General features: G+C 60.8%; 23 protein-coding genes. 1 reads left to right on the top strand and 22 read right to left on the bottom strand.

Annotated elements, in window-relative coordinates; translation table 11 throughout:
- Positions 1 to 147 precede the first annotated feature (147 nt).
- The 10 genes from EJ072_RS18135 to EJ072_RS18090 all read right to left on the bottom strand — a co-directional run bounded on the left by EJ072_RS18135 (position 148) and on the right by EJ072_RS18090 (position 10373).
- Positions 148 to 492 carry a hypothetical protein gene (locus tag EJ072_RS18135; RefSeq protein ID WP_126057793.1) on the bottom strand — a complete coding sequence of 115 codons (345 nt, stop codon included), beginning with the start codon at positions 490 to 492 and terminating at the stop codon, positions 148 to 150.
- Between the two features lie 612 nt (positions 493 to 1104).
- Positions 1105 to 1260: a cbb3-type cytochrome oxidase assembly protein CcoS gene (ccoS, locus tag EJ072_RS18130; RefSeq protein ID WP_081714250.1), complete on the bottom strand. Its 156-nt coding sequence runs from the start codon at positions 1258 to 1260 to the stop codon at positions 1105 to 1107.
- Between the two features lie 5 nt (positions 1261 to 1265).
- A complete protein-coding gene (locus EJ072_RS18125; RefSeq protein ID WP_126059322.1) occupies positions 1266 to 3539 on the bottom strand; it encodes a cation-translocating P-type ATPase in 2274 nt (757 codons plus the stop codon).
- Positions 3536 to 4033, bottom strand: a complete 498-nt coding sequence (locus tag EJ072_RS18120; RefSeq protein WP_126057792.1) for a FixH family protein — start codon at positions 4031 to 4033, stop codon at positions 3536 to 3538. Before EJ072_RS18120 ends, EJ072_RS18125 begins: the two co-directional genes overlap by 4 nt.
- Entirely contained in the window at positions 4030 to 5589 is a 1560-nt protein-coding gene (ccoG, locus tag EJ072_RS18115) for a cytochrome c oxidase accessory protein CcoG (RefSeq protein ID WP_126057791.1), read from the bottom strand. The genes EJ072_RS18120 and ccoG overlap by 4 nt, the downstream gene beginning before the upstream one ends.
- A gap of 166 nt (positions 5590 to 5755) precedes the next feature.
- On the bottom strand, positions 5756 to 6619 hold the full coding sequence (gene ccoP / locus EJ072_RS18110; RefSeq protein ID WP_126057790.1) for a cytochrome-c oxidase, cbb3-type subunit III: 864 nt from the start codon (positions 6617 to 6619) through the stop codon (positions 5756 to 5758).
- 2 nt (positions 6620 to 6621) lie between these two features.
- Positions 6622 to 6771: a cbb3-type cytochrome c oxidase subunit 3 gene (locus EJ072_RS18105; RefSeq protein ID WP_024502864.1), complete on the bottom strand. Its 150-nt coding sequence runs from the start codon at positions 6769 to 6771 to the stop codon at positions 6622 to 6624.
- An 11-nt stretch (positions 6772 to 6782) separates the two neighbouring features.
- Positions 6783 to 7514, bottom strand: coding sequence for a cytochrome-c oxidase, cbb3-type subunit II (ccoO, locus tag EJ072_RS18100; protein ID WP_126057789.1), 732 nt, complete (start codon positions 7512 to 7514; stop codon positions 6783 to 6785).
- Positions 7514 to 9133 carry a cytochrome-c oxidase, cbb3-type subunit I gene (gene ccoN / locus EJ072_RS18095; RefSeq protein WP_126057788.1) on the bottom strand — a complete coding sequence of 540 codons (1620 nt, stop codon included), beginning with the start codon at positions 9131 to 9133 and terminating at the stop codon, positions 7514 to 7516. The genes ccoO and ccoN overlap by 1 nt, the downstream gene beginning before the upstream one ends.
- A 496-nt stretch (positions 9134 to 9629) precedes the next feature.
- Positions 9630 to 10373: a Crp/Fnr family transcriptional regulator gene (locus EJ072_RS18090; RefSeq protein ID WP_126057787.1), complete on the bottom strand. Its 744-nt coding sequence runs from the start codon at positions 10371 to 10373 to the stop codon at positions 9630 to 9632.
- 152 nt (positions 10374 to 10525) lie between these two features.
- Between EJ072_RS18090 and hemN the strand changes: the two genes are divergently transcribed.
- Entirely contained in the window at positions 10526 to 11875 is a 1350-nt protein-coding gene (hemN, locus tag EJ072_RS18085; protein WP_126059321.1) for an oxygen-independent coproporphyrinogen III oxidase, read from the top strand.
- Positions 11876 to 12110: 235 nt separating this feature from the next.
- Here the strand turns inward: hemN and EJ072_RS18080 are convergent, their stop codons facing one another.
- The 12 genes from EJ072_RS18080 to EJ072_RS18025 form a co-directional block, all read right to left on the bottom strand.
- On the bottom strand, positions 12111 to 12353 hold the full coding sequence (locus tag EJ072_RS18080) for a DUF2274 domain-containing protein (RefSeq protein ID WP_126057786.1): 243 nt from the start codon (positions 12351 to 12353) through the stop codon (positions 12111 to 12113).
- A 12-nt stretch (positions 12354 to 12365) separates the two neighbouring features.
- The gene (locus EJ072_RS18075; protein ID WP_126057785.1) at positions 12366 to 13580 is read right to left on the bottom strand and encodes a TrbI/VirB10 family protein; all 1215 of its coding nucleotides are present in this window, start codon (positions 13578 to 13580) and stop codon (positions 12366 to 12368) included.
- Positions 13577 to 14602, bottom strand: a complete 1026-nt coding sequence (gene trbG, locus EJ072_RS18070; RefSeq protein ID WP_127232321.1) for a P-type conjugative transfer protein TrbG — start codon at positions 14600 to 14602, stop codon at positions 13577 to 13579. Before trbG ends, EJ072_RS18075 begins: the two co-directional genes overlap by 4 nt.
- 1 nt (position 14603) lies before the next feature.
- Complete coding sequence (trbF, locus tag EJ072_RS18065; RefSeq protein WP_126063930.1) at positions 14604 to 15335, bottom strand: conjugal transfer protein TrbF; 732 nt, start codon at positions 15333 to 15335, stop codon at positions 14604 to 14606.
- Positions 15336 to 16658: a P-type conjugative transfer protein TrbL gene (gene trbL / locus EJ072_RS18060; protein WP_126057783.1), complete on the bottom strand. Its 1323-nt coding sequence runs from the start codon at positions 16656 to 16658 to the stop codon at positions 15336 to 15338.
- A 33-nt stretch (positions 16659 to 16691) separates the two neighbouring features.
- Complete coding sequence (trbJ, locus tag EJ072_RS18055; protein WP_024502854.1) at positions 16692 to 17417, bottom strand: P-type conjugative transfer protein TrbJ; 726 nt, start codon at positions 17415 to 17417, stop codon at positions 16692 to 16694.
- Entirely contained in the window at positions 17414 to 19864 is a 2451-nt protein-coding gene (trbE, locus tag EJ072_RS18050; RefSeq protein WP_126057782.1) for a conjugal transfer protein TrbE, read from the bottom strand. The genes trbJ and trbE overlap by 4 nt, the downstream gene beginning before the upstream one ends.
- Complete coding sequence (locus EJ072_RS18045; RefSeq protein ID WP_024502852.1) at positions 19858 to 20130, bottom strand: VirB3 family type IV secretion system protein; 273 nt, start codon at positions 20128 to 20130, stop codon at positions 19858 to 19860. Before EJ072_RS18045 ends, trbE begins: the two co-directional genes overlap by 7 nt.
- Positions 20130 to 20438 carry a TrbC/VirB2 family protein gene (locus tag EJ072_RS18040; protein WP_126057781.1) on the bottom strand — a complete coding sequence of 103 codons (309 nt, stop codon included), beginning with the start codon at positions 20436 to 20438 and terminating at the stop codon, positions 20130 to 20132. Before EJ072_RS18040 ends, EJ072_RS18045 begins: the two co-directional genes overlap by 1 nt.
- A 12-nt stretch (positions 20439 to 20450) precedes the next feature.
- Positions 20451 to 21419: a P-type conjugative transfer ATPase TrbB gene (gene trbB, locus EJ072_RS18035; protein ID WP_024502850.1), complete on the bottom strand. Its 969-nt coding sequence runs from the start codon at positions 21417 to 21419 to the stop codon at positions 20451 to 20453.
- Positions 21416 to 21829 carry a CopG family transcriptional regulator gene (locus EJ072_RS18030; RefSeq protein WP_095488561.1) on the bottom strand — a complete coding sequence of 138 codons (414 nt, stop codon included), beginning with the start codon at positions 21827 to 21829 and terminating at the stop codon, positions 21416 to 21418. Before EJ072_RS18030 ends, trbB begins: the two co-directional genes overlap by 4 nt.
- A gap of 116 nt (positions 21830 to 21945) precedes the next feature.
- Entirely contained in the window at positions 21946 to 23970 is a 2025-nt protein-coding gene (locus EJ072_RS18025; protein WP_024502848.1) for a conjugal transfer protein TraG, read from the bottom strand.
- Between the last annotated feature and the right edge of the window lie 4 nt (positions 23971 to 23974).

Below are 23974 nucleotides of genomic sequence, written 5' to 3'. Positions count from 1 at the left end.
CGCTCAGAGGTGGATGCGGCTAACCGATCCCGCCCTTTGGCCGCGCAGCCGCGCAGATCGCCGCCAGCAAGCGAGACACTCGCGACGCTGGTCAGCCACGGCCGCGCCGCATCGATCGCCACATTCCACCTGGAACCCTTGCGCATACTACTCACGCTCCACGACGTCGAAGCGGGCTCTCTTGCGAGGGTATCGAACGTAGCGCTCTCTCTCGTCATCCCAGCCAAGGTAGCGGAAACTTTTATCCACGACCGCGCATATCTCATCAAGAACCTGCTGCATGGCTTCGATGTCGATGTCCTTGCAATTCAGTCGCCGATAGAGCAAAGCCCACGCGGCGACATAGTCGTCGAAATAGCGCGCGTCACTCGAACCAATGATCAACTTCGGACGGTTGATCGATCTCGAAAACGCACGTCCCAACCCCGATGATGCTCCGCAGCACGTTGACATCACGAGGATCTTCGGCGCTGGATGCGAGCCCTGGAACATTTCTACGAAGTCAGCCCAAAGAAGGCCACTTTCGACGCACACAACCCATCAAAGGCGAAAGCTGTTGATCGGCCCCCGTGTCCGCGCAGCCACGCGGATGGTCAGCCAGCAAGCGAGATACACACGACGCCGGTCAGCTAATGGCTGCGCCGTAAGCACAAGGCATGGCCGACCACACGACAGAAAACCCAGAACCGTGAAGGTGCTGATAATGACGACCAATCTTTCCGTAAGTCATGCATTTCTCCGTCGAAGACTGGTCAATAGAACACACCGATGAGTATGACCCTGATCTGGATCAGCCAGACATGACCAATCGGCACTGGCGGTTCACGGTCAGGTGATCGACCGTGACGTTCCACTTTGGAACCCGTGCGCACATGGCCAAGCTCTCGTCCGGCCACGCGAGGTACTCTCGTGGCATCAGCCGCCTCATACTGGGTGCAATGGGAGGCAGTCCTTCGCACGACAGAGGCTTTTCACAAATGTAGTGTGCAGCTTAGGTCAAGATGGTCATGGAGCATGGAGCATGGAGCATGGACAGCTTGTTCCCGACCGAGCCGGCTCGACTGACGAGCGCGATCCGCGCATCTTATGCACAGCGGATTGAAATCAGCGTTCCGGTTTGTCGTCCCGATCAATTAGTATCCGCTCGGCGGCTCCGTCGAGATCTTCGTATTGACCGCTTCGCAATGCCCAGACGAAGCCGGACACACCCAGTGCACCCAGAAAAAGGGCCACTGGTATGAGATAGAGCAACGTCGTCACGAGGATTATGCCGAATAGCTGACTGCGGAGCGTCCGACTTTTTGAATAACTTGCAGCGTCGCATTCGCCCCGAAGCCGTGCAAGCGCAATGCGTTTCCAATAACAAGCACCGATGAGGCAGACATGGCAATCGCCGCTAACAAAGGCGTGGCGTGCCCGAGGATGGCGATTGGTACTGCCACCGCATTGTAGACGATCGCAATCGCGATGTTCTGGCGGATCAGGTGTCCCGCCTTGCGCGAGACGTCCAGCGCGAGAGGCACTGCCAGAAGGCTTTCGCGCAGGAATACGAAGTCGGCGGCATTGCGGCCAATGTCGGCGGCGGTAGCTGGAGCGATCGAGACATGCGCCGCGCTGAGCGCCGGCGTGTCGTTGAGGCCGTCGCCAACCATCAGAACCTTGTGTCCGTCTTTCGCCAGGGTCTCGATGCGCTCGACCTTGCCGGATGGCAGCAGGCACGGAACGAAGTCCTTGACACCCAGCATTTCTGCGACTTCACCGCAGGCACCCGCAGTATCGCCCGACAGCATTTCCACTGACACCCCGGCATGGCTCAATTGCCCGATCGCCGCCTTGGCGTCTGCGCGCAGCGCGTCCTCAAAATCGAAGGTCGCGACAATGAACCCGTCTTTTGTCAGCACGGTTCCGCCATGTTTGCCTTCACCACCGGTCCGGGCTCTCCATCCAGCCCATCCGCGTCGGCCTAGCCGCCAGGTGCTTCCGGCTCCAGTGGCTTCGATTCCAAACCCTGGATGCTCGGTGACGGCATCAAATTTGTACTGCCCGCCGGGATGGGCAAAACCGGCTATGGCCTTTGAAAAAGGATGGCGGGAATGCGTAGCCATGTCTCCCGCGACTGCCAGCATGGCCGGATCGATCGACGATGCATTGACCAGCCGGGGCTGGCCGAGCGTGAGCGTTCCGGTCTTGTCGAACACCGCTGTATCAATCGTCGCCAGGCGCTCCATGGCAGAACCGTCCTTTACCATGATGCCGTTCTCAAACAGGCGCCGCGCGGCGACCACCTGAACGATCGGTACGGCGAGGCCGAGCGCGCACGGGCAGGTGATGATCAGAACGGCAATGGCGATGGTTATCGCCCGGTGCCAGTCGCCGGTCACCGCCATCCAGCCAAGGAACGTCGCGAAGGCTGTGAGATGAACCACCGGGGCATAGAGCGCTGAAACGCGATCGGCGATCCGGCGATAATGCGCGCGGCCGCCCTCTGCGGCTTCCATAAGACGAACCATTTCCGCCAGAAACGAATCCTTCGCGGCGGCTGTCGCCTCAATCGTCAGCGGGCCGGTAAGATTGAGCACGCCGGCCTGAACTGCTTCGCCCGGCGCCACGTTTTTCGGCGTGCTTTCGCCTGAGGCCAGCGAGCAGTCGAGATCCGACGTTCCCTGGATGATCTTGCCGTCGACGGGGATCCTCTCACCGGCTGCGATCAACAACCGCATGCCTGGTTCGATCTCGCCGACCGGCAAATAGTCGCGCGCGCCGTCGCTGCGCAGCACCATGGCGCCATGTGCGGCCAACTGGGACAGGCCTTTCACAGCGGTCCGGGCACGTTCGCGCATCACGTGATCCAACGTGCGGCCGATCAACAGGAAGAACAGCAGCGATACCGACGCGTCAAAATAGGCGTGATCGCCATGGTTGATCGTCTCGTAGAGGCTCATGGCGTAGGCGAGCGAAACACCGACCGCGATCGGCACGTCCATATTCATGCGGCCATGGCGCAAAGCATTCCAGGCCGAACGGAAGAAGATGCCGCCGGCGAAGGCGAGGGCAGGAATGGCGATCAGCGCCGAGACCCAGTGAAACAGGTCGCGGGTAGCACCTTCGGCGCCGGACCAGACCGAGACCGAAAGCAGCATGATGTTGCCCGCCGCAAAGCCGGCAACCGCGACCGCGCGGATCAAATCCGATAACGTCCTGTCCTTGTCGCCGACCTCGGAAGGGAAGAGATGCGCCTGGTAGCCTAGCCGCCCAAGCGCGACGACGAACGGTGGGACCTCGTCACCACGCCACCGGACAGAGACCCGTTTCGTCGACAGGTTGACGCGGGCGCTCTCGACGCGATCGAGCTTTCCCAGCGCCGTCTCGATCGTCTGGATGCAGCCTGCGCAATGAACCGTCGGTACTGAAAGATCGGTCTGGTGAAGATCATCGCCAAGCGATCGGCTCGCCAGCCTGATCTCCTGGCTGGACGGCAGGACCGATCCGGTGTTGACCAGATCAAGCGCCATTTCGGCGCCCGGTGCACAACAACTCATTGCAGCGCTCCATTGGAAATCATGATCCGGCGGACGTCGCGATACGGTTTGTCCAGACCGGCGTCGGCGTCGACTTCGACAATCCAGACGCCGTCCTTCGGCATGTGCTGGGCTGCGAATTCCTGGCCCGAGGCGGGTGCGAGGGTGACCGACTTGTCCTCCTTCTCGTACGCGGGATGGCGAAACAGCACCTTGACGCCGTGCAAGGGAACCGGCTTGCCGGCGACGTCGGCGAGGCCATAGCGAACTTCGCCCCATGCGATGGTCAGCTTGCCGGTCCAGCCAAGTGCTGCCTGCGCCCGTCCTTCCTCGGCCTTCTTGTTGAATTGCTGGCTCGCCACATAGGTGTTTTCGACGACGAGGCCAGTCCAGCTTGTGCTGGCGAGCGTTGCCATGGTCAGATTGACTGCGATGACCACGCCGAAAAAGGCCAGGATGATGACCAGCATGTGCCTGCCGGTGAATTCACGAGGCTTTTGTACATTGGCAGTCATCTGAGGGGCTCCGGCGCGTTGAAGGTGGCGGTGTACTCGTTCGACTCAAAGCTGGCTCTGTCCTCGACGCGGAACTTGAAGGTCTGTGCCGGAGCGCGGATCTGGTCCGCCGGCTGGCGAACGAAGACCCTCAGCATTTTCAGGCGGTCGGGTTCGACCGGAATGGCGAAGGAACGGCCTGCGGGGATGTCGTCGCCGACGACGACCATGTCAGCGCCTTCAAGGCCCTGCATGGTTACGACTATCGTCCTCGGCTCGGGGATCATGTTGAGCAGCTTGACGGTATAGCCATTGCGGATGGATCCGTCGGTCAGCGTGACGAACTGGGGATTGCGATCATGCAATACGTTCAGTTCGAGCCGATCGCGCGTCAGCAGCGAATAGAGCAGGCCGAGGCCGATCAGCGACCACAAGCCCATGTAGACGTAGGTGCGCGGCCGAAAGATCTTGCGGATGTGAAAATGCGCCACCTTGTCGGAGAACAGGCCATCAGCGGTCCTGATCAGCGATGGATTGACTGAGCTGGACCCGCCTGCAGTCGCCAGCATCATGTTGGCGTTGTAGTCGGAGAGCGTCGCATAGGCGATCAGCCCACGCTCCTTGCCGAGCTTGTCCATGACGCCGTCACAGGCGTCGATGCAGAGCGCGCAAGTGATGCATTCGAGCTGCTGGCCGTCGCGAATGTCTATCCCCATCGGGCAGACCGCGACACAGGCATTGCAGTCGACGCAGTCGCCCACGGGCTGGCCTGCGGCCAGCACCTTCTTGGCGTGGCGCGAACGCGGTTCGCCGCGCCAGTCATTGTAGGTGACAGTGAGGGAATTTTCATCGAGCATGGCCGCCTGGATGCGGGGCCACGGGCACATATAGGTGCAGACCTGTTCGCGCATCAGACCGCCGAACGTGTAGGTGGTAGCCGTCAGGACGGCGACAGTGATGTAGGCGACGGGCGCCGCAGTGCCGGTGAAGAGCTCGCCGAGCAGCGTCGGTGCATCGGCAAAGTAGAAGATCCAGGCGCCGCCAGTCGCCGCCCCTATGACCAGCCAGATGGTGTGCTTGGACACACGCAGCATGAGCTTGCGCGCGGTCCAGGGACCTGCGTCAAGTTTCATGCGGGCGTTGCGGTCCCCCTCGATCGCACGTTCGACGACGAGGAACAGATCGACCCACACCGTCTGAGGGCATGCATAGCCGCACCAGGCACGGCCGACAGTCGAGGTGATCAGGAAAAGACCGACGCCCGCCATGACCAGGAGGCCGGCCACATAGAAGAATTCCTGGGGCCATATCTCGATGAAGAAGAAGTAGAAGCGCCGGTTCGCGAGATCGAGCAGGACTGCCTGGTCCGGGGCAAATGGACCGCGAGCCCAAGGCAGCCACGCAGCCAGGTAGTAGATGCCAAGTGTGATCGTCATCACCAGCCATTTGAAGCGACGAAAGTTGCCCGAGGCGCGCTTCGGAAAGATCTTTTGACGCGCGGCATAAAGCGGCTTGCGGGTTTTGGCGGAATTGACAGTTTCTGTTTCGAGCCGTGTCAACTGCGTCTTATCACGCATGTGCAACTCCACTTTCCCAGCCAATGTCAGGGGCACCTGTCGTAAAGCCTCGCGGTAGGATAGCCTTGCCGGGTTGTGCAGATCGCATTAGGGATGGTGTCGAGGCCCGGCTCACGCCGGGCCTCGTCCGCTTGGCAGGGGGGACCGAAGAATAGGACTTCCATTCCTATTCTCCGCCGCCAAGCGAATGGACATAAACTGCAAGTTCCTTGACCTTGATCTCGCCGAGACGGCCAACCCAGGCCGGCATGACGCCCTGTTTTGGCGCACGGACCTGTGCGGCGATGGCTGTCTCACCGGATCCATAGAGCCAGATCGCATCGGTCAGGTCGGGGGCGCCGAATTCCCTGTTGCCTTTTGCATTGTCGCCGTGACAGGCGACGCAGTTCTCGGCAAAGACCTTGGCGCCGGGTTGGATCAGACTTGCATCGCGGACCTTGCCGGAAAGGCTGGCCACGTAGGCGCTGACTTGTGCGATCTGGTCGGCGGTAATGATGTCGCCGAAGGCCGGCATTTCCGACAGGCGCGTGTCCGGATCGGATGCGAAGCGGATGCCGTGCGTAATCGTCTGCTGGATCTGCTCGGCCTTGCCGCCCCATAGCCAGTCGTCGTCGTTGAGATTGGGAAAGCCCTTGGAACCTTGGGCGCCGGAGCCGTGACATTGTACGCAATTGACCTTGAAAGCGGCGCCACCGGCGGCGATTGCGAATTCGCGCAGGCCGTCGTCCGCGGAGATCTCCGAGACGCTCTTGGACTCCACCGCCGAGATATATTTGCCCTTGGCGGCCTCAGCCGCAGTCAGCTCGTTCCTGACCTCGTTGCGGCTGGAATAGCCGAGCACACCCTTCGTCGCCGAGTGCAACAGAGGCCATGCTGGATAGGCGATGGTGTAGCCTATCGCCCAGACAATGGTGACGTAAAAGGTGATAACCCACCATCTGGGAAGCGGGTTGTTCAGCTCCCGGATGCCATCCCATTCGTGGCCGGTGGTCGAGACGCCAGAGATTTCATCGATATGCTCGTCGCTCATGATCACTCGTCCTCGAGCGGAATGCGGGCCGCTTCGTCGGCCAGCCTTCGGCTGCCGGGGCGTAGGGCAAAGGCGATGCACCCCACGAAGAACAGCGCCATCGCAACCAGGCCCCAGCTGTCGGCAAACGCCCGCATCAAATTGTAGGTCATCAGCGTTCTCCTCAGCGGTAGCCGGCGGCTTCGTCGTAATTTTTGAAGTCGACCAGTGTGCCAAGCATCTGCAGGTAGGCGAGCAGGGCATCCATTTCGGTGACCTGTTGCGGGTTGCCGTCGAAGTCGCCGATCTTGGCTTTTGGGTAACGCGCCTCAAGGCCTGATGTGTCGGCATTGGGATCGGCCTGCGCCGCCAGATCCGCATTGGCGTGGACGATCATGTCATCGGTGTAAGGGACGGCTACAAGCCTGTTGGCGACCAGATGCGTTGAGAAATCCTTCACGTCGATCGGCGTGTCTTTCAGGAACCCATAGCTCGGCATGATCGATTCCGGCACCACCGAGCGCGGGTCGGTAAGATGCGCGACATGCCATGCATTCGAGTAGCGGTCGCCAACTCTGGCGAGATCCGGCCCGGTGCGCTTCGATCCCCACTGGAAGGGGTGATCGTACATGGACTCGGCAGCTAGGCTGTAGTGGCCATAGCGCTCAACTTCGTCGCGGAACGGCCTGATCATCTGGCTATGACAGAGGTAGCAGCCCTCGCGCATATAGATGTTGCGCCCGACAAGTTCGAGCGGCGAATAGGGGCGCATGCCTTCCACCTTCTCGATCGTATTGTCGAGATAGAAGAGAGGCGCGATCTCGACGATGCCGCCGACCGTCACCACGAGCAGCGAGCCAACGAGAAGAAGCGTGGCGTTCTTCTCGATGATTGCGTGTTTGTCCATCAAGCCCATTACCTGGCTCCTGATCGCGCAGGTCGGATGGCGACGGGGCTCGGCATCGGCTCCTCCTCGCGCTGGTGGCCGAGGATGGTCCTGGTGATGTTCCAGGCCATGATCAGCGCGCCGGAGAGGTACATGGCCCCACCGATGGCGCGCATGACATAGTAGGGGTGCATGGCGGCGACGGTCTCGGCGAAGGAGTAGACCAGGAAGCCCTGCTCGTCGTATTCGCGCCACATCAGGCCCTGCATGACGCCGGATACCCACATCACCGCGGCGTAGACAACGATACCAAGTGTCGCCAGCCAGAAATGCCAGGTGACCAGCCGCAACGAGTAGAGCCGTTGCCGGTTCCAGAGCTTCGGCACCATGTAGTAGATTGCGCCGAACGAGATCATGCCAACCCAGCCGAGCGCGCCCGAATGGACGTGGCCGATCGTCCAGTCGGTATAATGCGACAGCGAATTGACCGCCCGGATCGCCATGATGGGGCCTTCGAAGGTCGACATGCCATAGAAGGCGACGGCCATCACCATCATGCGTATGATCGGATCGGTGCGCAGCTTGTCCCAGGCGCCGGACAGCGTCATCAGGCCGTTGATCATGCCGCCCCAGGACGGCATCCACAGCATGATCGAGAACACCATGCCGAGCGTCTGCGCCCAATCGGGCAAGGCGGTGTAGTGCAGGTGATGCGGCCCGGCCCAGATGTAGAGAAAGATGATCGCCCAGAAATGGACGATCGACAGCCGGTACGAATAGACTGGCCGGTTCGCCTGCTTGGGCACGAAATAATACATCATGCCGAGGAAGCCGGCGGTGAGAAAGAAGCCGACCGCGTTGTGGCCGTACCACCATTGCGTCAAGGCGTCCTGGACCCCTGAAAAGGCGGAGTAGCTCTTGGAGCCCAGGAACGAGACTGGTATGGACAGGTTGTTGACCACATGCAGCATCGCGATGGTGACGATGAACGACAGGTAGAACCAGTTGGCCACGTAGATATGCGGTTCCTTGCGCTTCAGGATCGTGCCAAGGAACAGAATGAGGTAGGCGACCCAGACGATGGTCAGCCAGACATCCACATACCATTCGGGTTCGGCGTACTCGCGGCCCTCGGTGATGCCGAGCAGGTAGCCGGTCGCGGCCATGACGATGAACAGCTGGTAGCCCCAGAAGACGAACCAGGCCAGATCACGGCCGAAGAGGCGGGCGCGGCAGGTGCGCTGCACGACATACAGAGACGTGCAAAGCAGCGCGTTGCCGCCGAAGGCGAAGACGACACCGGATGTGTGCAACGGCCGCAAACGACCGAAATTGAACCAGGGCTGGATGTTGAGATCGGGGTAGGCGAGCTGCAGCGCGATCACCACGCCGACCAGCATGCCGACGACACCCCAGAACACGGTGGCGATCGCGCCGTAGCGGATCGGACCATCCATGTAAGCGGATGGGTCAATCGGAGCTGCTGGCTTGAACTCCGTGTTGCGCAACAGGATCGCAGTGAAACCAGCCACTGCGAAGAACAACACCCACATGTGTCGGCGGAAAGGTTCATCCACGCCGAAGCCGGCGGCCACCAGGGCCGCAAAAGCGAACACGCTTAGAAGGACGATCTCTGTGCCGAATTTCATTGCAGATCCCGATCTCGAATCTGGTGGATGCCAAATCCGCAGCGCACTAATCGCGCAGCCGCCGCCCCCTCGCCCTGATCTATGTCAGGCCGCAAGATTTTGTGTCGGCGGCGCAATCAGCAGGTGGCGAATGAACGAGGAACGCAGCGCGGGCTCACCCCCCTCATGGAAGGCGTTCCCTGGGTTGGGCGGGCGCAGACGCGATCGCTGAGGCGAAAGCTGAGGCCCTGCGCGCGTTGGATGCTATTGCCGATGCCCTGCCAAACGTTGTTCGGATCCCATTGGAAACGAACGCGATCGTTCCGCCGAGCCGTGGCAGATTAAGGACCATGCTTCGCCGGTATGTGCCGAAACACACCTGGCGATTGGTCACGTTCCTATCAAAGCCCGAAAGCTGTTTGTCTCGACCGTGACGCCGCTTCGTCGAAGGCGCGGCAACATCGCATTAAAAGGCAAACACGGCCCGCCCCGGAGTCATGCGACATGGCCTCGCCGCTTAGGGCCGCTCGCGTCCGCCGCCACAGCGCTTCTCCAGACGGCTTATGCTGTCCACCGTCACATGGCGTGCGTTCTCAATCCGAATCACCCCGTCAGCCCGCAATCGCGTCAGTTGGCGGCTCACGGTCTCGTTGGTGATTCCAAGGAAATCAGACATTTCGACACGCGTCAGCGGCAGATCGAAGGACGCCGACCCGGAAGCCGCATCGAGACTGGAATCGATATTCCGGGCCATCATGAGGAGAAAAGTCGCTACCTTTTCCGGAGCTGTCTTGCGCCCCAGCGTCACCATCCACTCGCGCGCCTCATCGAGTTCATTCAGCGTCTGTTTGAGCAGGCGATGCTCGAATTCCCGTGACGCCTTCATCATCCGTTCGACGGCCGCTCGCGGAAACGAACACAGCGTGACTGCTGTTGCCGCTTCCGCATTGATCGAGCTTTCCACCTTGAAAGGACGTCCCAGAAAATCCGGTGCAAACTGGAGACCGACGATCTGCTGGCGCCCATCCGACAGGCTCTTTGATAGCTTTACAACGCCTGAAAGCACGTTGGAGTAGCTGTCGACGTTCTGTGCCTCGCCGGTCAACTCCATTCCTGACTCGATCCGGCGACGCGAGCAAGTCTTGGCGAGCCCAACCAAATTGTCTGGATCGAGCGCACCGCAGACACCGCGACGCCGTGCCTCGCAAGGGAAGCAAAGAACAGGAATGCCGGAACTATGAATGTCTTGCCGAAAGGTCATGCGTTCGCCTTACCCGATCCTAACTGCCGGCAGGATACCCATCCAGGGTAGAGAAATCCTGCGGCGGTTTGTCCATGAGCGCGGCTGATCGAGATCAGGGTCTGCTTCAGCGATGCGTGCAGTGTTCCGGCGGGCAACACGGTGAACGCGAGATGCAATCGGAAATAGCTGTCAAACTCAGCGAGAACGTCCCACGCTACACCAGCTATCCGACGGCGCCGCATTTCCATTCGGGGATCGATGCTGCCATTTACCGTGGCTGGTTGGAGACGCTGGAAAGCGGCGACGAAATCTCGCTGTACCTGCACATTCCTTACTGCGACAAGCTCTGCTGGTTCTGCGCCTGCCACACCAAGCAGACGCACCAATATGAGCCGGTGGCCGCTTATCTGCGCTCGCTGAATGCCGAAATCGTCACGATTGCCGGTCTGCTGAGCGGCAAGGCACATGTCCGTGCAATCCACTTCGGTGGCGGTTCGCCAACTATTCTGAGGCCCGATGATATGGTTGCTCTTGGAGCGGCCTTGCGGGACAGCTTCGACTTTCTCCCGGATGCTACGGTCAGCATCGAAATCGAAACCAACGACATGGACAAGGCGCGCCTTGATGCACTTGCTCAAATCGGCGTAACCCGGGCGAGCCTCGGCGTGCAGGATTTCGATCCGCAAGTGCAAAAAGCAATTAATCGTGAGCAGAGTTTTTTGCAGACCAAGGCAGTCGTCGACGGGGTTCGTTCGCGGGGCGTCGAATCGGTCAATCTGGACCTGCTCTACGGGCTCCCGAATCAGACACGCGAGACGATCTGTTCCACGGTGGCGCAGGCACTGACCTTGGAGCCAGACCGGATGGCCCTGTTCGGCTACGCACATGTGCCCTGGTTCAAGAAGCATCAGACGATGATCGACGAGGCATGGCTGCCGAGTCCCACTGAGCGTTTCGCCCAATCTCAACTCGCGGCGCGGGCAATTGTCGCCAAGGGATATGAGGCAATAGGACTCGATCATTTCGCGAAGCCCGACGATGCGCTGGCCATAGCGGCCCGCGCAGGGGTTTTGCATCGCAATTTTCAGGGCTACACTGAGGATCGCTGCCCGACACTGATCGGACTTGGCCCTTCGTCCATCGGTCGTTTTCGCCAAGGCTACGTGCAAAACATGGCTTCGACTGCCGGGTACGGGCGCATGGTTGCGGATGGCGGGTTGGCTGCCGTCCGCGGCGTTGCCCTTTCCGACGACGATCGCGTCCGTGGCTGGATCATCGAGCGGCTGATGTGTGATTTTGCCTTCTCGGCAGTCGATCTGGTGGAGCGGTTCGGCAAAGCCGGCGAGCAGCTCCTTCATCGCTCGAGGTCCATCGCACTCCACGATCCTGCCCGAGCGCTTGAATTCGATGGTGACAGTTTCCTCGTACGGACTGAAAGTCGCCCCTTCATTCGAACCATCGCGGCCAAGTTCGATACATATTTCAAAGGGGGAACGGCGAGGCACTCGGTGGCGGTCTGAGCAAAGCACAGTGCGCTCGCCGTTTGGTCGATCGGCGAACCAGCTGCGTTCGTTTTGACCGCTCATAGGCGACTACCGCATCAAATCGAAAATGCAAACTTAGGCTGTTGCGCGGTATCTCCTTCCACATCCTCTCTTGCGCATACCTACATTCCAAGGGGTTTGATCCTATGCTTCGCGAGGAGCAGGTAGGTCGCGACAGCTAGGCAATGTTCCAGCTGCCCTAGCGGAGGAGTCACGATTTTCCGGCAAGCTCCGTCGGCAGACGTTCTTTTCTGGCCCTGGCAAAGGCTCGGTCGCCTTCCAGAAACGCCGCCAGCATGAAAGGGATGAGTTCTGCCACGGTTTCAGACTGACCATAGGTCTGACGGTAAAGTGCAGCATACTCCTTGAGTGTTTGGCTCAGCTCCGCGCTGACGGTAATGGTGATCTTCGAAGCTGTTCGGTCCGGAAGTTTTCCAAGTTTCAGGTCAGCCATGATAACTCCTGCTCAACTGGCGTATGGCCGCAGCACGATGTCCTTGTGCACGATGACGCGCAGTGGCCAACCTGGGCGGACGACGATGGTGGGCTGGATATTGAGGTTTTTTTCGGTGATGCGCTGGCCGGCTCGACTGGCGTTCTGCTGGGCTGATTCCCGGATCGCCTTGACCAGATCGCTCTCGTTTTCGCCGAGGCTGAATTCTGTGCCGACACCGAGCAATGTGGCAAGCGCCACTCCCTTGATCATCTGCCAAGTGTGGAAATCGACTTTGTCTTCCAGCCCTGCGTAGCCGGCGGTGTCGCTCGCGGGCAGATTGTCGATTTCGGCCGACGAGCCGTCGGGCAGCAGAATGCGCTGCCAGACCAGCAGCGCTCGCTTTTGCCCGAACGCGACGACGCTGTCGTAGACGCCGATAAGACGTGAGCCCTGCGGAATCAGCAATATGTTGCCCGTGACCGTGTCGTGCACATTTTCGGTGACTTGCGCGACGACAAGGCCCGGCAAATCGGAATTGATGCCGGTGATCAGGCTGGCGGCAATCACGCTGCCAGCCATCAGTTGATATGGCGAGATCGGCGTCTGAAGCGCATGCGGATTGTAGATCCCGCCAGTGCTCCGCTGGCTGAGAAAATCAAGCTTTCGCTGCTGATTGTTCTGGTCGCCTTCCGCCGCCGCCACCGAGGCTGACGCGCGTCCTGCTTCGGATTGGGGAAGCGCCTCAAATGGATGCTGAGCAGTTTGCACGCTCTCTCCGACATCTGTCTGTTGAGCTCGATTTTCGACGCGGAAAAGCACCCGCGATTCACGCGCTTCGATCGCCTGCTGCGCTAGACGCTGCTCCTCGGCCGAGATGTCTTGGCCCGGCACGATGCCGAGCTGGCGCTGCCGCTCGAGGATGGGGCGGCCGAGGTCGCCCGGCAAAGGTAGCCCAAGGACGGGAGGCTTTGGCTTCATGCCGGAATAGTCATGGGGAAGCGTATCGAGTCCCTCGGCGGTTGGTTTGCGCTCAGTGTTGTAGAGATCTTCCGCCTGATCCCTGATGCGAAGGGCCGGCCCCTGGAGGGCGATCATGGTAACGCCGAAGACAGCGCCGGATCCGAGCGCTGCGATAGCGATGATCACACCGCGCCTGAACCGCACCACGCGGCGGGGAGAGGCCCGAAGCTGCAGTTCCTCGGGATCCAGTTTCGGCGGGATGCCAGAGCGGGAATTTTCGATCATGAGCCCTCACCTCGCCGGCTGCCGCGAAAGAGCGAGATCCGCCGTTGCGGTTGCCTGCCGTCAATCCTGCTGATGCGGATCACCTGCTGCCGCTTGGTGCCGAGGCGAAGTTCGGCCGCGGCGAAGAGCCGATCGACGATGTAATAGTTGCCGCGCACGCGATAGTTGACGAGCTCGCTGCTCCCATCTGCGCCGACGATGAAGAGTGGTGGCGCCTCGCCCTGATCTATGCGACGAGGGAACTCAATATAGACCTTGCTGCCGTCGTCGAAGGCTCGCGTCGGTCTCCAGGGCGGTGTGTCGCCACTGATTGAGTAGCGAAAGCGAAGGTTTTCGAGCGCGATGTTCGACGCGACCGGTGTAACTGCCTCGGCTTGAGCATTGCGCTGGCGAAGCGCGATGATCTGGTCTTGGCTGTAGGTCCAGGAGATTGCCGCCATTGCGGTCTTCTCGGTGCTTTGAAGCTGCAAATGATAGGTCCGCCGGTCCGTCGTAATGACGACATTGGTGGCAAGACCCGGCGCGAAGGGTTTTACCAGAACATGGGTGCGCTGATTGTCACCGGTGCCGCTTGCGGTATCGCCAATGACCCAGCGCACGGTGTCGCCAGCCGACACGGCGGTTAGTTTCTCGCCCGGCTGCAGAGCGATGTCGGTCACGCGCTCCGGCGCGGCATAGAGTTGATAAAGCGCGCCATCGGTGAAGGGGTAGACTTGCACTGCATTAACATACCCGTACTTGGTGGGTTGCTGGGTCGCGGCTTTGTTGGCATCAGCGACGCGTTCTTCAGGAGGGCGCTTGTCCTCGGCCTTGCCGGGCTCGGGCTGCATTTGGCCAGGCAGCGGCAGTGGTTTTGGCACCTCGACAATTCTAATCGGCCTCTCCGGCGCTTTTTCGATCGCGGCCGGTTTGAAGTCGGCAGCGTCATAGGAAATCTCAGGCGGCGGCACCTTCTTCGATGCACAAGCGGAAACGACCGCTGCCGACACCGATAGGATCAGCACGGCACGAATCGGTGACATTTTACCTTTCATTGGTGGACTCCGTCGGAGAAAGGGGGGCTGGGACGGCGCTGTCGAGCTCGCGTGACCAGTCAATGGCATTGATGAAGACGCCGAGCGGATTCTTGCGCAGCTGATCCGTATTGCTTGGCGAGCGGATCACGATCGTGAGGATCGCAGTCCAGCGCATCGTGCTGGCAAGGCTTCCGCGCTCAAACACCTGCTCGGTCCATTTGACCTGGAATGAACTTTCGGAGGCTCTGACCACGCTGGTGACCTGTACCGAAACACTGCGCGTTCCGATCTGACCGAAGGGGTCGTTCGCCTTGGCGTATTCGTTGAGGAAGAGCGCTGCGCGATCGCTAGCAAAGTCGTACGCTGCCAACCAGTTCTGCCGAACCAAAACCGGATCGGTGGAAACGGAACGGACATTCTGGATGAAGCGGCCGAGATGCCAGGCGATCTGAGCATCCGAGGGCTCATAATTCCGGACCGCCGGCGCGACGGCGCGCGTCTCGCCGAAGCCATCGACCTCGACGACATAAGGCACGACACGGCTTTGCATCGACTGCCATACGAGTCCGCCGGAAAGCCCGGTCGCCAAGGCCAGGCAGCCAAGGGCCATGATCCGCCAGTTCCTGGCCTGCAGTCGAGATGAGCCGATGCGCTCGTCCCACAGTTGGGCGGCTTTTTGATACGGCGTGACCGGTTCGGGTGTTTTGCCGTAACGGTGCACGGGTCGCTTGAAGAGCATCTAGTCATCCTTGTCGTTGAGAGAGGGGTTGGCGCTGCCTCCCGGCCGGTCTCCGTCTCGGACAGCTTGCATGGCAGCGTGGCGATTTGCCCGGGCGGTCTGTTCAGAACGTAGGCGCCTTGCCCACGTCGGCGCCGAAACAGTGGCCGAACCGGCAGAGCGTTCGGTCATTGACGCTGTCGGCGCGCCGCCGGTCGCGGTCCACGCGGCATCGCGCCCGGCATCGGCGTTGCGCCCAACACTTGCAGTGGCGGATCGCGCTATGCGTATAGCGGCGCCGCCAGCTGCACTGGTTACACCATGCATTCCAGCAGCCACACCGGAGAGGCCAGCGTCGGGCGAGGTTGCGCGCCCGATCTGCCATGACGTGGAAGCAGCCGATCCCATTGTTGTGCCGGCTCGGATGGCGGCGAGACCGCCGCTGGTTGCCATACGCGCGCCAGCAAATGCTGTGCCTCCAGCAACGAGTGATACACCCGCTGCCGCCGCGGTCGTGCCGAGGGCGGCGCCCGCCCCAAGCTGCGGTGCGCCTGAGACAAGACCCGACGCGATCCCCGGCCCAAAAATGCCAAGGCCAAGCAGTGCCAGTGCGCCCAGTACCTGGGACATGGCACCGGCAAGATCCGGCTCCTTGCCTTGCAATGCGGAAGCGAACTCCCCGAAGAGCGTGGAGCCGATACCGACAATGACGGCGAGCACCATCACCTTGATGCCTGACGAGATAACATGGCCGAGCACGCGTTCGGCCAGGAACGCTGAACGGTTCCAAAGTGCGAATGGAACCAAAACAAAACCTGCCAGCGTGGTGAGCTTGAACTCTAGGATGGTGATGAAAAGCTGGATGGAAAGGATGAAGAAGGCGATGATAACCAGGAACCAGGCCATCAGCAGCACGAAGATGGTCAGTGCGTTGCCGAAGATTTCCGGGAAGCCCAGGAGCTGACTGGCTTGGTCAAGCATTGGCCAAGCACCTTCGAAACCGGTCGCGGCAATGCGGCCCGGGCGCAAGAGATTGTCTGCCGACAGATTGCCGGCCGACGCCTTAATCCCGAGACCGGCAAAAGAACGATAAACGATATCGGCGAGGTTCTTGAAATTGTTCAGAATGAAGGCGAAGACGCCAACATAGAGCACCTTGCGGACAAGCCGGCCGAGAACGCTGGTTTCGTCGCCGAGCGCCCACGCCAGGCCGGCAAGTGTGATGTCAATGCCGATCAGAATGGTAGTGAGGAAGGCGAGGTCGCCCGATAGCAGACCGAACCCGCTGTCGATGTAGCGGATGAAGGTCTCCATGAAGCGATCGATGACGCCAAGGTCGTTCATGCCGCTGCCTTTCTCGTCGTGATGAACTCGTGATTAATTGCCGGGATAAGCCGAGCCGGTACCCAAGAACCGCTTCGTCATCTCGCGGGCGGCTTCGTCTGACTGGGCCTTGCGGGCGGCATCCTCGGCCTCAGCTCGAAACTGCGTTGCGAGCAGCGTCTGGATCTGCATCTGCTGTTTTGTCGAAAGCGCCATCAGCTGGTTGGTGGCCTGGCTTGCCTGAAGCGCACCGGCCGCCCCTTGGCTGCGGTTGACGAGATCGGCGAGCAGATCGCCGTCGGCGCGGACGTTCTCGACGATTTGCGACTGGACACCCATGGTCTGGCGGAACGCCTGCATGGCGGTTTGCCAACGCTCCCGCGCAGCACTCGCCACATCGCTGACTTTGATCGTGGCGTCGTAGCTTTCCGGATATTGGCTGCGCCACTGGTCTTGAAGCTTGCCCAGATCAAAGCTGAGGCCACTCGCCTGGTCCATCAAGCCGTCGATGCGATGGAGCGAACCGGTGAGTTGGCCAACGGAAGAGAAATCCAGACGCTGAAGATTGCGCGCCATGTTCTGCAGCATGGTCGCCTGATTCTGCAGCGACTGGATTTGGTTGTTGATCTGCTCCAATGCGCGCGCGGCCGTCAGCACGTTCTGCGCATAATTGGACGGATCGAACACGATAAGGGCGTACGCGGGCTGCACATAGTCGGCCATAGGCTTGGCGATCAGGGAAACGGTGATCAGGCCGGAGAGAAGGCGTCGCCGCATCATGAGAATTGCTCCTTGTCTGGTTGAGGGAATTGCTTGAGAAGTTCGCCGGCCCAATCGAGGCCGCGCGCGATCAGGAACTGCGAGGCAAAGCTGCCTTGCCCGTCTTCGGACATGATCCTGTCGATCAGAGTCTGCGTGGCCGGATCGGAAGCACCGCAAAGCGCAAGAGCGATGGGGCCAAGCTCGAGCTCGAACAGACGGTTGCCGCGGCGCGATTGCAGATAATACTGACGCTTCGGCGTGGCGCGGGCGATCAATTCGATCTGCCGCTCGCTTAAACCGAAGCGCTCGTAGGCTGTGCGCGCCTGGGGTTCCACGGCACGATCATTGGGAAGGAAAATGCGCTGCGGGCAGCTTTCGATGATTGCCGGCGCTATGCCAGAGCCCGCGATATCAGCCAGCGACTGCGTAGCGAAGACAACCGACACGTTCTTCTTTCGCAGCACCTTCAGCCATTCGCGGATGCGGGCGGCGAACAGCGGATTGTCGAGATAGACCCACGCCTCGTCGAGCATGATCAGCGTGGGCCGTCCGTCGAACCGTTCCTCAAGTCGCTGGAACAGATAGGTAAGCACCGGCAGCAAAGCGCCTTGGCTGTGCATTAACTCCTCGGTCTCGAAACACTGCACATCCGACAAGGCCAGCCCATCATGATCGGCATCGAGCAGGCGGCCGAAGGGACCGTCGAGCGTGTAGGGCATCAATGCGGTCTTCAGCGCATTGGATTGAAGCAGGACCGAAAGACCGGTCAGTGTGCGTTCCTGCGCCGGCGCGGTGGCAAGGCTGGCCAGCGCTGACCAAATAGCCTCCTTCACCTCCGGCGTGACGGTGACGTTCTCGTGGGCAACAAGGCTGGCGATCCATTCGGCCGCCCAGCTTCGGCTAGCCTGGTCGTTGATGCTGCGCAGTGGCTGAAAGGCAAGGGAACCGTCCGCTCCTAGCGCGTGGTGTTCTCCACCCATGGCAAGTGTTGCAGCACGGGCCGAATTGCCTTTGTCGAAGACATAAACCTGGGCGCCGGCATAGCGCCTGAACTGCAGAGCAATCAGAGCAAGCAGAACCGACTTGCCGGCGCCGGTCGGACCAACAACCAGCATGTGGCCGACATCTTCGACGTGGGTGGAAAGCCGAAACGGTGTCGACCCACTGGTCTCGGCAACGAAAAGCGGTGGCGCTTCGGTTTGGGTGACTTTCGCGAGATGCTCGTTTGTCGCAGGACCGGCCCAAACCGACGACAGCGGCATGAGATGGGCAAGGTTCAATGTATGAACGAGCGGTTGGCGAACGTTAGCGTAGACATGGCCAGGCAATGAGCCGAGCCAAGCCTCGACCGCATTGACGCCTTCTCGGATCGTGGTGAAGCCGAGCCCATTGATGATGCGCTCGACCGCGCGAAGCTTCTCTGCAGCGGCTTGGCGATCCTCGCCCCACACCGTCACGGTGGTGGTGAGATAGCCGAAACTCACATGATCACCGCCCAATGCCTGAAGGGCTTCGTCGGCATCGAGCGCCTTGTTGTCGGCATCGTTATCGACAAGCGGGACCGGCTCGTTGGTAATGACCTCGCGTAGGATTGCCACGATCGATTTGCGCTTGGCAAACCACTGCCGGCGCAATCGCGTCAGCGTCTTCGTGGCTTCCGTTTTCTCGAGCGGAATGAAGCGCGTCATCCAGCGATAGGCGAAATCCTGATGATTGAGGGTATCGAGGATTCCGGGCCGGGTGAGGTTCGGAAAGCCGAGGATGGTCAGTGTGCGAAGATGCTGCTCACCCAGCATCGGCTCCAGGCCACCGGTAAGCGGCGCATCGACCAGGATTGCATCCAGATATATCGGCGTTTCCGGGGCCATGATAGGATGGCGACGAGGCGAAATCGTGCCGTGGAGGTAGGTCAACGTCTGAGCATCATCGAGGACGCGTACTTCGGACATGAAACCCGAGAAGAGATCGAGCACGCGGTTGGTCTCGTCACGGAACCTCGCCAGATCCTGGCGCCAGTCTCTTTCTCCTCGGGAATAATGAGAGTCGACGAGCGCGCTTTCTGCGCGCGCCTGGGCGTCCGGCGGTGGCATAAACACCAAGGTCAGATGATAGCGGCTCTCGTAGTGCGCTACCTTCCCCTCGAAAGCAGCGCGGCGTTCTTCGTCGACCAGCCACGACGCGGCGTCAGGAAAATGCGAGTTCGGATAGCCCAGCGCTTCTGTGCGCTCGGCCTCAAAGAACAATGCCCAGCCAGAGCCAAGGCGTCTGAGAGCATTGTTCGCCCGGGCGCAAATGCCGACGAGTTCAGCCTCCGTCGCACTTTCGAGATCCGGGCCGCGGAACCGCAACGTCCGCTGAAAGCTGCCGTCCTTGTTGAGCACGATGCCGGGCGCCACCAAGGCAGCCCAGGGTAGATGGTCGGCAAGCCGGTCGGCTTTGCTTCGATATTCCGAAAGGTTCAGCATGCAAGCCACCCCTTCAGACGTAGGTGGCGCACAAGCACGCTGGCGAAGTCCGGATCGCGTCTTGCGGCAAACACCGCTAACGAGTGGCCTGCGATCCAAAGCACCAGACCAGCAATCCATTGCTGCAAGCCGAAGCCAATGGCCGCGGCCACTGTACCGTTGAGGATCGCCACCGCGCGCGGAGCCCCGCCGAGCAGGATCGGCTCGGTCAGCGCCCGGTGGACCGGTACTGCGAAGCCCTCGATATGCTGCTCCCCGGCGGCCATCAGACGAGCGCCCCACCACCGAAGGAGAAGAAGGAGAGGAAGAAGCTCGATGCCGCGAAGGCGATTGACAGACCGAAGACGATCTGAATCAGGCGCCGAAAACCACCGGCGGTGTCGCCGAAGGCAAGCGTCAGGCCGGTGGTGATAATGATGATCACCGCAACGATCTTGGCGACCGGTCCCTGCACGGACTCCAGGATCTGCTGCAGCGGCTGCTCCCACGGCATGCCGGAGCCGGCGGCATAAACCGGGGCCGTGTTAAGAAACGCGAGCGCTGTGGACGAAAGAAAGCGAAGCTTCTTGCGCATGAGGAAGGCCTTTCAAAGCTGCTGGAGTTGCGAAAGCGTGAGCGGGGCAACGGCGTAATCGCCGCTGCCGTCGAGACCGGTGACCTCGGCGATTGCGTCGATGTGGCGCGACGAGCCGCGTCCCGCTATGAAGACGATCAGATCTATCGCCTCAGCGATGAGCCGGCGGGGAACGGTGACCACCGCTTCCTGGGCGAGTTGCTCAATGCGATAGAGAGCCGAGCGCGCGGAATTGGCGTGTACGGTAGCGATGCCGCCTGGGTGCCCGGTGTTCCATGCCTTCAGCATGTCGAGCGCTTCCGCGCCCCTCACCTCGCCCACGATGATGCGGTCCGGCCTGAGCCTCAGCGTCGAGCGCACGAGATCGGCAAGGGTGACCGAGCCCCGCCTTGTTCTCAGGGCAACGCAGTCCCTGGCCGCGCACTGCAGTTCGCGTGTGTCCTCGATCAGGATCACCCGATCGTCGCATTCGGCGACTTCAGCCAGCAGAGCGTTGGCGAGTGTTGTCTTCCCCGAGGAAGTGCCGCCGGCGATCAGCATGTTGCGCCGCTCGCGGACGGCCTTTTTCAGCGCATCGGCCTGCAGCGGCAGCATGATGCGTTCGGCAACATAGTCGGCCAGGGTGTAGACTTTCGCGGCGGGCTTGCGGATGGCAAAACATGGCGCCAACACCACAGGTGGCAGCAGGCCTTCGAAGCGTTCGCCAGACGGCAATTCGGCACTGACGATCGGGTTGTCGGCGTGCGCCTCGGCGCGCACGTGCGAAGCAACCAGGCGGATGATACGTTCTGCCTCGGACGGGTGCATGTGAACGTCGGTATCGACCCGACCTTCGCCTAACCGGTCGAGTCGCAGCGCGCCGTCGGGATTGACCATCACCTCGATGACGGACGGATCGGCCAGGGCTTCGGTGATTGCCGGACCCATGGCGGTGCGCAGCATGACACGCCGCCGGTGGTCGGCCTCGGGATGAGAGCTCATCCTTCCCCTCCCCCACCATTGTCTTTGCTAAGCGACTTTTTGCCGGAAGCGATCTGGCGGCCGACCTTCTCAACGAATTTCTCGAAACGCTCTTGGGCAATAGCCTGCGTTGCCCGATCCGGGACCGGCGTGTGGGCGTGAAGGGTGATCGAAAAGCGGATGAAGAGCGCCAGGCTCTCCAGGATCACCTCGGAATCGCGCCTGACGTGGGCAAGATCGCGGGAGAGCCGGTCAAGCCTTACGCCGTAGCGCCGATCGAACTCGCTCTCGCCACGCCGCTCGATGAACGCCTCGATCGCCTTCGCCACGATCGCTGATTTGGTCGTTGACGGATCGCGACTGAGGTTGTCCAGTTTCTCGCTGAGCTCCGGCTCAAGCAGAAACTGATGGCGAATGCGGTGCGGCTTCATGCGGCTCGTTCCGACGGCCCGGCGTTGCGCCGGCGACGGGAGAAGCATCGGCCAGACGCTCAAAATTGCTTATGGCCGTTATCTACGCTGAGGTGCGCTCTGCAACTCAGCGGACTTCAGAAGCCGGGAATGACATCGTCGCCCCTGCCCTCGTTGATACCGTAGGCGCGGGCCGCAGTGGAAATCCGATCCATGACACGCTTGTCCGCGAGCGCTTCGCTGTCATCGTCTGCGGGCTTGTACAGATCGGCCTGATCGGGCTCTTGAGAGACAACAACGTCTTCTTCGGGCAGGCTTGGATGGCGTTGCTGCTGAACGCCTCCCTCGTCTTCAACTGGCGCGTCGGCGCTTTCCTCGTCCGCAGCAAGTCGGCTATCGACGCTGCACACTTGTCCAGTCCAGCCGTCCGGGCGTGATGCAGGGCAGTCCGCATAGGGTCCGTCGTGCAGCACCGGCGCAGGCAGCACCCGATCTGTGAAATTCTGATCCTGATAATAGCGCAGCTTCTTGGCGCGGATCGGCGGCAACCCAGAAACCAGGACCAATTCGTCTGACGGCGGCAATTGCATCACCTCGCCTGGCGTCAGGAGCGGGCGCGCGGTTTCCTGGCGGCTCACCATGACATGTGAAAGCCAGGGCGCAAGCCGATGGCCCGCATAGTTGCGCATCGACCTAAGTTCGGTTGCGGTGCCGAGGGCATCCGAGATGCGCTTGGCCGTGCGTTCGTCATTGGAGGAAAAGGCAATTCGCACGTGGCAATTGTCGAGAATAGCATTGTTCTCGCCATAGGCCTTTGAAACCTGGTTCAAAGATTGTGCGATCAGATAGGAGCGAATGCCATAACCTGCCATGAAGGCGAGCGCCGTTTCGAAGAAGTCGAGGCGACCGAGCGCCGGAAACTCGTCCAGCATCATGAGCAGCTGATGCTTACGGCTCTTCTTCGGGTCCCCCTCCAGACGCTCCGTCAACCGCCTGCCGATCTGGTTCAAGATCAGTCGCACCAAAGGCTTGGTGCGCGAGATATCCGAAGGCGGCACGACCAGATAGAGCGACAGCGGTCGCTCTCCATCCACTAGGTCAGCGATGCGCCAGTCGCAGGACGAAGTGGCCGCCGCGACCGTTGGATCACGATAAAGCCCAAGAAAGGACATGGCGGTCGAGAGGACGCCTGAGCGCTCGTTTTCCGACTTGTTCAGGAGTTCGCGAGCCGCCGAGGCCACTACGGGATGGACCTGAGGGTTATGCCCCGTCCCGAGATGGTTTGTCGTCATCATCCGCCGTAGCGTTGCGGCAAACGAGCGTTGCGGGTCCGACAGGAAGGTGGCGACGCGGGCTAGCGTCTTGTCCTCTTCAGCGTAGAGCACGTGCAAAATGGCGCCAACTAGGAGTGAATGGCTGGTCTTCTCCCAGTGATTCCGTCGCTCCAGCGCGCCCTCGGGATCGACGAGGATGTCGGCGATGTTTTGAACGTCCCGGATCTCATCTGGGCCTTTGCGCACCTCCAGCAGCGGGTTGTAGCGTGCCGATCTCGGGTCGGTCGGATTGAACAGAAGGCAGTACGAGAATTTCGACCGCCAGCCGGAGGTCAACTGCCAATTTTCGCCTTTTATATCATGAATGATGGCAGACCCGGTCCAGGAAAGTAGCGTTGGAACAACCAGCCCCACGCCCTTGCCCGAACGCGTCGGCGCAAATGCCATGACGTGCTCCGGGCCGTCATGGCGCAGATAGCGATCGTTCAGCCTACCGAGGAAAACGCCCGCCGGCCGTAACAACCCTGCCGTCTCGACCTCATGAGTCGTGGCCCACCGTGAAGACCCATAGGTCGTAACCGACCCGCGCTGTCGCGCGCGCAAAAGCGAGCCTGCGATTGCGGCGGCACAGCCCAGGAATCCGCTGGCGCCTGCAAGCGTACCGGCTTTGTCGAAGACCTCCGGCGCATAAGCATCGAAGTGGAACCACCATTCAAACAGCTTCCACGGCTTGTAGATTGGCCAGCCGGCGAAGAGAAACCATGGTGCGCCGAGAGGCGTCTGGTAGGTCAGCATTTGAGCGCACCATTGGGTTGCCGTCCATACGCCGATAATGACAATTGCGCACACAACGGCGATCTGCCCGATCAGTAGCTTCGTAGGTGTCATCGGC

Source organism: Mesorhizobium sp. M2A.F.Ca.ET.046.03.2.1 (assembly GCF_003952425.1).
In the GTDB taxonomy this organism is placed as follows: domain Bacteria; phylum Pseudomonadota; class Alphaproteobacteria; order Rhizobiales; family Rhizobiaceae; genus Mesorhizobium.
This window is presented reverse-complemented; position numbering and strand designations above follow the sequence as displayed.

Bases quoted from the DNA above. Each gene is read 5' to 3' on its own strand.
- EJ072_RS18135 (WP_126057793.1), bottom strand. From the start codon at position 492: ATGTTCCAGGGCTCGCATCCAGCGCCGAAGATCCTCGTGATGTCAACG.
- EJ072_RS18125 (WP_126059322.1), bottom strand. From the start codon at position 3,539: ATGAGTTGTTGTGCACCGGGCGCCGAAATGGCGCTTGATCTGGTCAAC.
- EJ072_RS18120 (WP_126057792.1), bottom strand. From the start codon at position 4,033: ATGACTGCCAATGTACAAAAGCCTCGTGAATTCACCGGCAGGCACATG.
- ccoG (WP_126057791.1), bottom strand. From the start codon at position 5,589: ATGCGTGATAAGACGCAGTTGACACGGCTCGAAACAGAAACTGTCAAT.
- ccoP (WP_126057790.1), bottom strand. From the start codon at position 6,619: ATGAGCGACGAGCATATCGATGAAATCTCTGGCGTCTCGACCACCGGC.
- EJ072_RS18105 (WP_024502864.1), bottom strand. From the start codon at position 6,771: ATGACCTACAATTTGATGCGGGCGTTTGCCGACAGCTGGGGCCTGGTT.
- ccoO (WP_126057789.1), bottom strand. From the start codon at position 7,514: ATGGGCTTGATGGACAAACACGCAATCATCGAGAAGAACGCCACGCTT.
- ccoN (WP_126057788.1), bottom strand. From the start codon at position 9,133: ATGAAATTCGGCACAGAGATCGTCCTTCTAAGCGTGTTCGCTTTTGCG.
- EJ072_RS18090 (WP_126057787.1), bottom strand. From the start codon at position 10,373: ATGACCTTTCGGCAAGACATTCATAGTTCCGGCATTCCTGTTCTTTGC.
- hemN (WP_126059321.1), top strand. From the start codon at position 10,526: ATGCAATCGGAAATAGCTGTCAAACTCAGCGAGAACGTCCCACGCTAC.
- EJ072_RS18080 (WP_126057786.1), bottom strand. From the start codon at position 12,353: ATGGCTGACCTGAAACTTGGAAAACTTCCGGACCGAACAGCTTCGAAG.
- EJ072_RS18075 (WP_126057785.1), bottom strand. From the start codon at position 13,580: ATGATCGAAAATTCCCGCTCTGGCATCCCGCCGAAACTGGATCCCGAG.
- trbG (WP_127232321.1), bottom strand. From the start codon at position 14,602: ATGTCACCGATTCGTGCCGTGCTGATCCTATCGGTGTCGGCAGCGGTC.
- trbF (WP_126063930.1), bottom strand. From the start codon at position 15,335: ATGCTCTTCAAGCGACCCGTGCACCGTTACGGCAAAACACCCGAACCG.
- trbL (WP_126057783.1), bottom strand. From the start codon at position 16,658: ATGAACGACCTTGGCGTCATCGATCGCTTCATGGAGACCTTCATCCGC.
- trbJ (WP_024502854.1), bottom strand. From the start codon at position 17,417: ATGATGCGGCGACGCCTTCTCTCCGGCCTGATCACCGTTTCCCTGATC.
- trbE (WP_126057782.1), bottom strand. From the start codon at position 19,864: ATGCTGAACCTTTCGGAATATCGAAGCAAAGCCGACCGGCTTGCCGAC.
- EJ072_RS18045 (WP_024502852.1), bottom strand. From the start codon at position 20,130: ATGGCCGCCGGGGAGCAGCATATCGAGGGCTTCGCAGTACCGGTCCAC.
- EJ072_RS18040 (WP_126057781.1), bottom strand. From the start codon at position 20,438: ATGCGCAAGAAGCTTCGCTTTCTTTCGTCCACAGCGCTCGCGTTTCTT.
- trbB (WP_024502850.1), bottom strand. From the start codon at position 21,419: ATGAGCTCTCATCCCGAGGCCGACCACCGGCGGCGTGTCATGCTGCGC.
- EJ072_RS18030 (WP_095488561.1), bottom strand. From the start codon at position 21,829: ATGAAGCCGCACCGCATTCGCCATCAGTTTCTGCTTGAGCCGGAGCTC.
- EJ072_RS18025 (WP_024502848.1), bottom strand. From the start codon at position 23,970: ATGACACCTACGAAGCTACTGATCGGGCAGATCGCCGTTGTGTGCGCA.